At 66.2% G+C, this 11,647-nt stretch carries 7 protein-coding genes; 3 read left to right on the plus strand and 4 right to left on the minus strand.

What is annotated here, in order from left to right; genetic code table 11:
* Window positions 1–363 precede the first annotated feature (363 nt).
* Window positions 364–2,898, plus strand: a complete 2,535-nt coding sequence (locus VZ068_RS06585) for an excinuclease ABC subunit UvrA (RefSeq protein ID WP_349657213.1) — start codon at window positions 364–366, stop codon at window positions 2,896–2,898.
* A gap of 108 nt (window positions 2,899–3,006) precedes the next feature.
* Here VZ068_RS06585 and VZ068_RS06590 read toward each other — a convergent pair whose 3' ends face one another.
* The 4 genes from VZ068_RS06590 to VZ068_RS06605 form a co-directional block, all read right to left on the minus strand.
* Window positions 3,007–5,292 carry a glycoside hydrolase family 3 N-terminal domain-containing protein gene (locus VZ068_RS06590; protein WP_349657214.1) on the minus strand — a complete coding sequence of 762 codons (2,286 nt, stop codon included), beginning with the start codon at window positions 5,290–5,292 and terminating at the stop codon, window positions 3,007–3,009.
* 234 nt (window positions 5,293–5,526) lie between these two features.
* Window positions 5,527–7,824 carry a xanthine dehydrogenase family protein molybdopterin-binding subunit gene (locus VZ068_RS06595; protein ID WP_349657215.1) on the minus strand — a complete coding sequence of 766 codons (2,298 nt, stop codon included), beginning with the start codon at window positions 7,822–7,824 and terminating at the stop codon, window positions 5,527–5,529.
* Window positions 7,821–8,909, minus strand: a complete 1,089-nt coding sequence (locus tag VZ068_RS06600) for a xanthine dehydrogenase family protein subunit M (RefSeq protein ID WP_349657216.1) — start codon at window positions 8,907–8,909, stop codon at window positions 7,821–7,823. Before VZ068_RS06600 ends, VZ068_RS06595 begins: the two co-directional genes overlap by 4 nt.
* Window positions 8,882–9,457: a (2Fe-2S)-binding protein gene (locus VZ068_RS06605; protein ID WP_259166156.1), complete on the minus strand. Its 576-nt coding sequence runs from the start codon at window positions 9,455–9,457 to the stop codon at window positions 8,882–8,884. The genes VZ068_RS06600 and VZ068_RS06605 overlap by 28 nt, the downstream gene beginning before the upstream one ends.
* A 281-nt stretch (window positions 9,458–9,738) precedes the next feature.
* Here VZ068_RS06605 and VZ068_RS06610 point away from each other — a divergent pair, with 281 nt between their 5' ends.
* Complete coding sequence (locus VZ068_RS06610; protein ID WP_259166154.1) at window positions 9,739–10,263, plus strand: RNA polymerase sigma factor; 525 nt, start codon at window positions 9,739–9,741, stop codon at window positions 10,261–10,263.
* Between the two features lie 65 nt (window positions 10,264–10,328).
* Window positions 10,329–11,357 (plus strand): FecR domain-containing protein, encoded by a 1,029-nt coding sequence (locus tag VZ068_RS06615; protein ID WP_349657663.1) that lies wholly within the window; start codon window positions 10,329–10,331, stop codon window positions 11,355–11,357.
* Window positions 11,358–11,647 lie beyond the last annotated feature (290 nt).

Genomic DNA, 11,647 nt, shown 5'->3' on the forward strand with positions numbered 1-11,647 from the left:
TGCAAGTACGTCCTTGTGAGCTCTTACGCGGCATCCATGCCGCGTAAGGTCCCGCAACGGTGGGCGCGCAAGGACCAGTCAAGATGGTCGGTGTTTTCAGTAAAGCAGCCAGAAAAGTGTCTGGTGCGGTGTCCTCGCCGATTGCGGGACCGTATGGCGGCATGGATGCCGCCACCCAGGCCCCAGGGACGGGTTCACGGCGTGCCACGCAAGCGGTGAGGGCACCGCGCCCTCGATCGTCGCATTCCAAGGCGATCAGCGAGTTGGTTGATTCAAGCGCCGCAGGACTCGCGGTTAACACTGACATCGGCTGCATGCGCATCGCGCTAGGCTAGTGCGTTGTCGAATGTCGGTCTGGTGGTCATGTCCAACGCAATCTCGTCGTCCTCCGGCCTGGTGCGTGTGCGCGGTGCGCGCGAGCACAACCTCAACAATGTGGACGTGGACATCCCGCGCGATGCGCTGGTGGTGTTCACCGGCGTGTCCGGCTCGGGCAAGTCGTCGCTGGCGTTCGGCACCATTTTCGCCGAGGCGCAACGCCGCTATCTGGATTCGATCTCGCCCTATGCGCGGCGCCTGATCGACCAGGTGGGCGTGCCGGAAGTGGATGCCATCGATGGGCTGCCGCCGGCGGTGGCCCTGCAGCAGGCGCGCGGTGCGCCGAGCGCGCGCTCGTCGGTGGGCAGCGTTACCACCATCTCCAACTCGCTGCGCATGCTGTATTCGCGTGCGGGCAGTTATCCGCCCGGGCAGGACATCATCTATGCGGACGGGTTTTCGCCCAATACGCCGGCCGGCGCCTGCCCGACCTGTCACGGCCTGGGCCGCATCTACGATGCCACCGAAGCCACCATGGTGCTGGACCGCAACCTGAGCATCCGCGACCGTGCCGTGGCAGCCTGGCCGGGCGCCTGGCATGGGCAAAACCAGCGCGACATCCTGACCACGCTGGGCATCGATGTGGACCTGCCGTGGCACAAGTTACCCAAGAAAACCCGCGACTGGATTCTGTACACCGACGAGCAACCGGTGGTGCCGGTGTACGCCGGCTATGGCCTTGACGAGGTCAAGCGCGCACTCAAACGCAAGGAAGAGCCCAGCTACATGGGCACCTTTACCAGTGCACGTCGTTATGTGCTGCACACCTTTGCCACCACGCAGAGCGCGCAGATGAAAAAGCGTGTGGCGCCGTATCTGGTCAGCACGCTGTGCCCGCAATGCGATGGCAAGCGGCTACGGCGCGAGGCGCTGTCGGTAACCTTTGCCGGGCTCGATATCGGCGAGCTGTCGCGCAGGCCACTGGATGAGGTGGCCGAGTTGTTGCGCCCGGCCGCCGATGCCGATGTGCGGCCACAGGCGAAGAAGAGGGGCGCAGCGCAGCACCCGGAACAGGTGATCGCCGCGCAACGGATTGCGGCAGATCTGCGCGCGCGGATCGCCGTGGTGCAGGCACTGGGCCTGGGCTATCTCAGCCTGGAGCGCAGCACGCCCACGCTGTCGCCGGGCGAGCTGCAACGCCTGCGGCTTGCCACGCAGATCCGCTCGCAATTGTTCGGCGTGGTGTATGTGATGGACGAGCCATCGGCGGGCTTGCACCCGGCCGATGCGCAGGCGCTGCTCGGCGCGCTGGACCAGTTGAAGGCTGCGGGTAATTCGGTGTTCGTGGTCGAGCATGAGGTGGATGTGATCCGCCACGCCGACTGGATCGTCGACGTGGGTCCTGCGGCGGGTCTCCACGGCGGGAAGGTGCTGTACAGCGGCCCGCCAGCGGGACTGGAGGCGGTGGAGGCATCGTCCACGCGACGTTATCTGTTTGGCGCGTCACCGCCAGTGCAGCGCCATGCGCGCACTGCGACCGGCTGGCTGCAGTTGCGCGGCATCACCCGCAACAACGTGCGCGCGCTGGATGTGGACCTGCCGCTGGGTGTGTTTAGCACGGTCACCGGCGTGTCCGGCTCGGGCAAGTCGTCGTTGGTGAGCCAGGCATTGGTGGAATTGCTGGCCGCGCATCTTGGGCAAGCGCAGGCAGAGGACGACGAAGCGCTGGATCCGCTGGAGCGCGGCACGCAGGTGCCGCTGGGTGGGGCGATCATCGGCGGGCTCGATCAGGTACGGCGGCTGGTGCGGGTGGATCAAAAGCCGATCGGCCGCACGCCGCGCTCCAACCTGGCTACCTACACCGGGTTGTTCGATCCGGTACGCAAGCTGTTTGCGGCCACCCCCACCGCACGACGCCGTCGCTACGATCCCGGGCAATTCTCCTTCAACGTGGCCAAGGGCCGCTGCGCGACCTGCGAAGGCGAGGGCTCGGTGTCGGTGGAACTGCTGTTCATGCCCAGCGTCTATGCGCCATGCCCGACCTGCCACGGCGCGCGCTACAACGCCAAGACGCTGGAGATCGAACTGCGCGGGCACACCATCGCGCAGGTGCTGGAGATGACCGTGGACCAGGCAGCAACGTTCTTTACCGACGACGCCAGCGTGCTGCGCCCGCTGCAGGTGTTGCGTGAAGTGGGGCTGGGCTATCTGCGCCTTGGTCAGCCGGCCACCGAGTTGTCCGGAGGCGAAGCGCAGCGCATCAAGTTGGCCACCGAACTGCAGCGCGCCCAAAGGCGCGACACCGTCTACGTGCTGGACGAGCCCACCACCGGCCTGCATCCGGCCGACGTGGACACCTTGATGCGTCAGCTGCAAGGCCTGGTGGACGCCGGCAATACGGTGATCGTGGTCGAGCACGACATGCGCGTGGCCGCCAGCAGCGATTGGGTGCTGGACATGGGCCCGGGCGCGGGCGGTGCCGGCGGCACGGTGGTGGTGGCCGGAACGCCGGATGTGGTCGCGCAACATCGCGCCAGCCGCACTGCGCCGTTCCTGGCGCAGGTGTTACGCGGGGAGTGAGTCGAGACGCTGCTGCCAGCCCGTGCGTGAGTCTCGTACGTCATGTCGTACAGCCGCGTGCCGGTGGACGGATGGTGTCGGCTGAGCCATTCCGATGGCGGTTCGTACTCAGCCCATCAATTCAAAACTCGCCGATACGCCCGACGCTTCGGCTGAAGGCGCCACCCACACATCGAACACGCCGGGCTCCACGGTTGGTTTCAAGGCCTGGCCGATAAACAACAACGCCTCACGGCGCAGCACGAACTCCACCTCCACGCTGCTGCCTGCCGGCACCGCAAGCTTGCGAAAATCCTTGAGCTCGCGCACCGGACGGGTGACGCTGGCGCTGCGGTCGCGGATGTAGAGCTGCGCCACTTCTTCGGCATCGTGTGTGCCGCGGTTATGGATGCGCGCGCTGATGCGCAGGCTGCCGGTCGCGGTCATCGACGTATCGCTCAAGCGCAGCTCGGCGTATTCGATGCGGCCATAGGTCAACCCGTGGCCGAAAGGAAACAGTGCGGTGTTGGGCACCGTTCGGTAGTGCGCTTTATACGGCTCCAGGACATCCGGCCGCGGGTTGGGGCGGCCGCTGGCGGGGTGGTCATAGAAGTAGGGCACCTGGCCTGCGGCGTGCGGAAAACTCACCGGCAAGCGGCCCGATGGCGCATGTGTACCGAACAGGATGTCGGCCAACGCGCCGCTCGCCTCTGAACCCAGGAACCAGCTGACCAGGATCGACGCGCTGCTGAGCACCGGCCCCTCCAGCGCGAGTGCGCGGCCGGTGCTCAGCAGCACGACCACCGGCGTGCCGGTGGCGATCACGGCAGCCAGCAATTGCTGCTGCATGTCGGGGATGCTGATCTCGGTGCGCGATTGCGCCTCGCCCGAATAGCTCAGCGGCTCACCGATGGCCAGCAGCGCCACATCGGCATCGCCCGCGGCCGCCACTGCCGCCTGCATGCCGCCCGGCAGGGCGTGATCGAACCCGCAACCGTCTTCCACGCGCAGCGCATCGGGGTCCTGCAGCGCGCCCGACAGTGCAGCGGCCAGGGTGTTGCTGTTGTCTTCTTCGTCGAACAAGCTCCATGGCCCGGCGTGATTGAGCCAGTCGCGCGCCATCGGCCCGATCAGGGCAATGCGCTGGCCGCTGCGTCGCAAGGGCAGCAACTGCCCGTCGTTCTTCAGCAGCACAACCGATTTGCATGCCGCTTCGCGCGCCAACGCCAAGGTCTCGGCGCGGCGCTGACGCGACTGCGCGAGCCTGGGGCGGATGCGCCGGAACGGATCGTCGAACAGCCCCAACGCCGCCTTGAAGGTCAGGACGCGGCGTACCGAAGCATCCAGCCGTGCCATCGGCACCTCGCCTGCGGCAACCAGGGCAGGCAGGTAGCGCAGATACAGGCCGCTTTCCATGCTGATGTCCACCCCGGCCATGAAGGCCAGCCTGGCTGCCTCGCGGTCGTCGGCTGCAACGCCGTGCGCCACCAGTTCCTGGTCGGCGCTGAAGTCGGACACGACCAGGCCTTGGTACTCCCACTCCCGCCGCAGCACGCCATCCAGCAACCATGCGTTGGCCGTTGCCGGAACGCCCGACAGTTCGTTGAAGGCGGCCATGGTGGTGACCGCGCCGGCAGCGAAGGCGGCCTGAAACGGCGGGAAGTAGACCTCGCGCAGAGTCCGCTCGGAGACATCCACACGGTTGTAATCCAGCCCGCCTTCGGCCGCGCCATAGGCGGCGAAATGTTTTGGACAGGCTGCCATCGCATCGGCATCGGCCAATCCCGCATCGCCCTGAAAGCCGCGCACCCGCGCCTGTGCGAACCGCCGTGCCAGCAGCACGTCCTCGCCAGCGCCCTCGACACCGCGGCCCCAGCGTGCATCGCGGGCGATGTCCACCATCGGCGCGAAGGTCCAATCGATACCGACGGCACTGGCTTCCATGGCGGCTGCACGCGCCGTGCGCTGCGCCAGCTCTGGTTCGAAGCTGGCCGCTTCGGCCAACGGCACCGGAAAGACGGTGGTGTAGCCATGGATCACATCGGCGGCGAACAACAACGGAATGCGCAGCCGACTTTGCAGTGCTGCCTTCTGCAGTTGCTGGTGCCAGCGCACGTTGGAGCCATTGAAAACCCCGGTCAGCCGCCCGGCCCGGGCGGCAGCCAGCTGATCGTCCCCATCCGCAGAGCGGGCGAGCGGGTTGGCGACGACCGCTTTGCCATCTTGCTGCGCCGAGCTGAACAAGCTGAGCTGGCCGGCTTTTTCTTCAACGCTCATGCGCGCGATCAGGGCGTCGATGAAAGCAGGCGTGCGCCCCGGTCCAGGCGGCAGCGCCCAGCCCGCGGGAACACGTGCGAGCAGGCCTAGCGCGACTGCACCGCCCAGCAATTGGCGTCGCGTCGTGCGTGGAGACATGTGAGGATTCTTGGGTGGCGTGAGTGCACGCTACAACATGGGCGAGCCGGGCAATCAGATCGCTTTCGCTTTCCGAGCGCCTACAGCGCACCGGCCTGCAGATCGATCACAAACCGGTAAAGCACATCGTTGTCGTGTACGCGCGCGAAGGCCCGCTGCATAGATGTAGTCGGCCCACCGCCGTGCTGCATCCAGGCCAGGCGTTGTGCATCGCGCGCACAACGCCCGGCTGACCTAATCCGCCATCACCTTGTCCGGTGTCATCGGTGTGCTGCGGATGCGCTTTCCGGTGGCATGGAAGATCGCATTGCAGATCGCCGCCGAGACACCGACCAAGCCTATTTCGCCCACGCCTTTTGCGCCCAGGCTGCTGACGACACGGTCGTCCTCATCGGCGAAGATCACATCGATGTCGTGGATATCGGCATTGGCCGAGACGTGGTACGTCGCAAAATCGTGATTCATGAAGCGGCCAAAGCGGTGATCGGACTGGGTGTGTTCGTGCAATGCCTGGCCGATGCCCCAGACTACGCCGCCAACGATCTGGCTGCGCGCGGTGATCGGGTTGAGAATGCGCCCGGCCGCGATCGCACTGACCACCCGCATCACCCGCACGGTGCCCAGTTCTTCGTCCACACGCACTTCCACGAATACCGCCCCGTGCGTGGCGCGGGTGTATTTGCGCTGCTTGAGCACATTGGGCAGCAGCAGGAACTTGTCTTCGATCTGCTCCAGTGCGGCCGCGCGCAGCAACTCGGGCAATGCAACCGCGCTGCTGGCGTCGGCGCGCAACGCAAGCGTGCCGTCGGCAAACACCACATCGTCCAGCTTGACCCGTGCAAAGCGCGAATCGGGCAAGGCCTGGGCCAGGCGCAGCAGCCGCGTGCGCAACTTGCCGCACACGCCATCCACCGCCGAGCCGATCGTGGCGACATGCGAGGAGCCGCCTTCGATGGGTGCGACAGGCAAGGTGGAGTCGCCGAGCTGGAAGGTCACCTGTTCCAGCGGCAGGCCCAGCGCTTCGGCAGCGATCATCGCCATCACCGTGTAGGTACCGGTCCCGATATCGCTGGCGGCACTGCTCACCACCAGCCGGCCATCGGCATGCAGCACAGCATGCGCGCGCGCGAACATCTGCATCGCATCCCATTGACCGGTGGCCATGCCCCAGCCGACCCATTCGTTGCCTTCCTTGCGGGCGCGCGGTTGCAAGGGGCGTTGCGCCCAACCGAAGCGCTCGGCACCTTGCTGATAGCACGCGCGCAGCGCCTTGCTGGAATAAGGCTTGTCATCGGCCGGGTTGACCTCGGCGTAATTCTTCAAACGCAGCGCCAACGGATCCATGCCGAGTTCATACGACAACTCGTCCATCGCCACTTCCAGCGCATGCACGCCATGTGCGGCGCCGGGCGCGCGCATGTCCATCGGGCTGAACTGATCCAGGCTCACCAGGTTGTAGCCCAGGTGCACGTTGTCGCAGGCGTACAGCTGCCCGCTCCAGTTGACCACCACCTCGACGTAGTCCTCGATGCGCGAGGTCTCGGCGATGGCCTCGTGCCAGATCGCGCGCAGGCGGCCATCGCGGTCGGCACCGAGCTTGAGCCGCTGCAATGTCTCCGGGCGATGGCCGAAGGTGAACATCTGTTGCCGCGTCAGCACCACGCGTACCGAACGGTCCAGCAGGATCGAGGCCATCACCGCAAGCGGCAACTGATACTGCGGGCGCAGCCCCGAACCGAAGGCACCGCCCACGTAGGGATTGCGCACGGTGACCTTGCGCTTGCTCAAACCGAACACATGCGAGACGTACCAGCGGCTGTTCTGCGAGCCCTGGGTCTTGTCGTAGATGGTGAAGTGGCCATCGTCCTCGCGGATCACGGTGGAGGCAAACAACTCCATCGGATTGTGGTGCTCCACGCCGCTGTAATAGTCGGCCTGGACCTGGACGGCGGCATCGGCGAAGGCGGTCTCCGGCTCGCCCTTGTCCTTGGGCGGCGGCGAGAAACCGGCCTTCATGGCCTTGGGTTTGTGCGCACGGTCCAGATTGGTCATCAGGTTGGTTTCGTGCGGGTCCTGCAGCAGCTCCACTTCCACCAGATGCGCGGCGTGGCGTGCCGCTTCGAAGGTGTCGGCCACCACCAGGGCGATCGGCTGGCCGCTGTACAGGATCTTGTTGTCGTACAGGGGCCGGAACGGCGAGCCGGCCGGTGCGGTCATGTCCTTGTAGAACAGGTCCATGCCACGCATATGCGGGCGGTTCTCATGGGTGATGATGTCCAGCACGCCGGGCACTGCGCGTGCAGCGGTGAGATGGAAGGCGACGATCTCGCCCTTGGCGATACTGCTGTTGACCACAACGCCATAGGCCAGATCCGGAACTGGCCATTCGGCTGCGTAGCGCGCCTGGCCGGTGACCTTTGCGCGCCCATCGATGCGGGTGACGCCAGTGCCGGTGGGGCGATAACCAGTGCCAATATCGGCAACCGGTGGCGTCAGGTCGCTGTTGGATAGATCGATGCTACGTGCGTTCATGGCGATTCCTCCAGCGCGCTGGTTCGCCCGCGGTTGTCGATGGTGCCCTCACGGGCGACGTCCAGGGCACGCACGATCGCGCGCCGGGCCAGCGGCAGTTTGAAGGCGTTTTCGCCCTGCGATTGCGCGCCTTGCAGGAGCGCATCGGCCAGGCTGCCGAAACTCTCTGCCGTGGCCGGCTTGCCCATCAGCTGCGCTTCGGCCTCGGGATTGCGCCAGGGCTTGTGCGCCACCCCGCCCAGTGCGACGCGCACCTCGCGGATGCTGCCGTCTTCTGCCAACTCCAGCGCTGCGGCGACCGAGACCAGCGCAAAGGCATACGACAGGCGCTCGCGAATCTTCAGATAGGCACTGTGCGCGGCGAAGCGCCGCGCATCGGGCAGATCGATGTGCACGATCAATTCATCCGCTGCCAGCGTGCTGTCCAGCTCCGGATGATCGCCCGGCAAACGGTGGAATTGCGCAAACGGAATGTCGCGTTCGCCATTGGGGCCTTGCACATGTACGACGGCGTCCAGTGCCGCCAGCGCCACGCACATGTCGGACGGATGCGTGGCAATGCAGTGCGCGCTGGCGCCGAGAATGGCGTGGTATTTGGTCAGCCCGCCGAGAGCCGAGCACCCCGTGCCCGGCTCGCGCTTGTTGCACGGCGTGGCATGGTCGTAAAAATACATGCAGCGCGTGCGTTGCAACAGGTTGCCGCCGTTGCTGGCCATGTTGCGGATCTGCGGCGAGGCGCCGGTCAGGATCGCTGCGCTCAGCAACGGGTAGCGCGTTTCCACGTCCGGGTGATACGCAGTGTCGGCGTTGCGCGCGAGCGCGCCCAGACGCAAGCCACCCGCCGGCAATGCGCTGATGCTGTCCAGCGGCAGGCGGTTGATGTCGACCAGGCTGCTGGGCCGCATCAGTTGCAGCTTCATCAAATCGGTGAGATTGGTGCCGCCGGCGATCAGGCGTACGGGGGCTTCGGCAGGCACCGGATGCGGGTCGCTGCCGCGCACTGCAAGCGCAGTGAGCGCCCCATCGACGTTGTCCGGGCGCGTGTAAGTGAGCGGGATCATGCCGGCACCGTCCCTGGCGTCCACGGCGTTGCAGCGCTGTCGCTGCTGTCGCCGGGCTTGCCCATCACCTCCATCACCGCGTCGGTGATCTGCGGATACGCGCCGCAGCGGCAGAGATTGCCGCTCATCAGTTCGCGCACCTGGTCGCGGTCGTGCGCCTTGCCTTCGTTGAGCAGGCCGACCGCAGAACACAACTGACCCGGCGTGCAGTACCCGCACTGGAATGCATCGTGCGCGATGAAGGCGCGCTGCAGGGGATGCAGTTGCTCGCCATCGGCCAGGCCTTCGACGGTGGTGATGTCGGCGCCGTCCTGCATGACCGCAAGGGTCAGGCAACTATTGATGCGGCGGCCATCGACCAGCACCGTGCATGCACCGCACTGGCCGTGATCGCAGCCTTTCTTGCTGCCGGTGAGATCGAGCCGGTCGCGCAGCAGATCGAGCAGGCTGACCCAGGCTTCCAGTTGCAGGTGATAGGGCTGACCGTTGATGCGCAGGTTGACCGGATAGGTTGGCGCAGCGGTGGCGGTTGCCGGCGCCGTGTGATCGGCAATGGCGGGCGTGGCATTCATGCGAACCCCGTGGCGATGGCTGGGAGGAGGGCCCTCACCTTGACCCTCGCAGGGTCAAGGTGCGGTGTAGGGACGGTGTAGAGGTAGCGATGCTGCGATCGCGCTCGCGCGGGCAAACAGCTGCGCTGTGGCGTTCGCTCGGCTGCACTGTGGCATCGCGCGATGGGCGATCGGTTGCGCAACCCAGCGGCCTGCAGTGCCGGGAGATATGCGCCGCGCGTCATCGTGGTGTCACCTGAATTGGCCAGGCTAGCGCGCCCAGCGCAAGGGGAGCGCGCACGATGAAAGCCAATGCCACCCGCGCGTGGAGCCAGGTGTTCACGCAGCACGGATCTGTGCTGCGCGGTTTCTTTGTGCGCCGCGGCGCCAAGGAGGACGCCGAGGACCTGGTGCAGGAAACCTATCTACGCCTGTTGCGTGCGCAGCAGGACCAGGGCGAGGGAATCGCCAACCCGGAAGCCTATCTGTACACGGTGGCGCTGAATCTTGCGCGCGAGCAGGCGGTGCGGCGCAAGCAGGCGCCGCTGCAGATCGAAGAAATGGAACAGTTTTCGCAGTTGCTGGCCGCCGGCGAGGATGTGGAAGATGCCGCGCACCGTCAGCAGCGCCAGCAACGTCTGCAGGCCTTGCTGGCCACCTTGCCGGAACGCACCTGCGCGGTGCTGGTGATGCAGTACCGCGATGGGCTCAGCTACAAGCAGATCGCCGAGCGCATGGGCGTGTCTGCGCACATGGTCAAAAAACATGTGGTGCGTGGGTTGTCGGCTTGCAGGCAGGCGGTTGCCGACAGCGGGGAGAGCTGGTGAGTACACGCATTCTGGCCGCCCGCAGCGCTGCCGGCGAGGCCGCACACTGGCATGCGCTGCAGCGCATGCAGGCGCTGGACGCGCAGCAGCAAGCCAGTTTCATGCAATGGCTGACCGCATCGCCGCTGCATGTGCGCGAGTACATGGCCGTGCTGCGCGTCGCCGGCGAGCTGGGCGACGTAATGCGTGGCATGGAACTGGATGTGGATGCCTTGCTCGATGGCGATCGCCGCACGCGTGCGGCTGCAGCATCGCCCAATGTGATCGCGTTGCCGTTGCCGTCGCGATTGCCACAACCACCACCGCCTCGGCATGCGGCGCCTGTGGGCCGTCACGATGGCCAGCGCGGCGCGCGCGTACGCGGCTGGAGCCTGGGCCTGGCCGCGGCGTTGTGCGGCGTGGCGGTCTTGACCGGCTGGGCCTGGCCGCGCACCCAGACCTATGCCACCGCGCATGGCGAGCAGCGCCGCGTGCAACTGGCCGATCGCAGCGTGGTGCATCTGAATGCGCTCAGCAGCGTGCGCGCGACCATGACGCCGTGGAGCCGTCGCCTGCAATTGCTGCAGGGTCAGGCCAGCTTTGAAGTGGCTCAGGACCGCCGTCGGTTGCAGGTGTATGCAGGCCGCCTGCGTGTGGAAGATATCGGCACCACCTTCGATATCGCGTTGTATCGGCAGCAGGCACGCATCGAGGTCACCGAAGGTCGCGTGCACGTGTGGCGCGAAGACCGCAAGCAGCAGCCGATGCTGACAAACCTGGGCGCCGGGCAGAGTGCACGGATCGACGCGGTGTCCGGCCGGGTCGAGGTGTCCAGCGAGGATGTCGCCGCGATGCATGCGTGGTGGCAGCGACGCATCGTGTTCCGCGATGCGCCGCTGACCACCGTGGCCGAGGATTTCAATCGGCTCAATCGCACCCGCCTGCTCATCGACGATGCCGCCGCCGGCGCGTTGCGGCTCACCGGTAACCTGCGCGGCGACGATGTCGCCTCGCTACGCGCGTTTCTCGACGACCAACCCAACCTGCGCGTGGTCGATGCGCCGGGCGTGCTGCGCGTGAGCAGCCGGCCAGCGCAGGGCGCCGCCGCGCACTGACGACCGCGGCGTGTACGACGCCGTCATGTGCCAGGTGACATGTCCGATATGGGTGCGCACCGCGGGGCGGCATCGTGTGCGCGCCGCGCCCTGACATCAGCCATGACCCTGTGGCAACTGGCCGGCGTGCGCACGCGTGCAGATGCACCCGCATCGTGCGGGCAGTGCAGTACGCCTGCGTGCATGCGCGCTACCGGTGCGCGCGTGTCACAGAAAATTCATCAAAAAACGGTGCCCGATCGTCGCTGTCGTCCCTCGTAGTCCGGGTACAACGCAGCATTCCCGCCCAA

The organism is Xanthomonas sp. 10-10, assembly GCF_040182365.1.
In the GTDB taxonomy this organism is placed as follows: Bacteria; Pseudomonadota; Gammaproteobacteria; order Xanthomonadales; family Xanthomonadaceae; genus Xanthomonas; species Xanthomonas arboricola_F.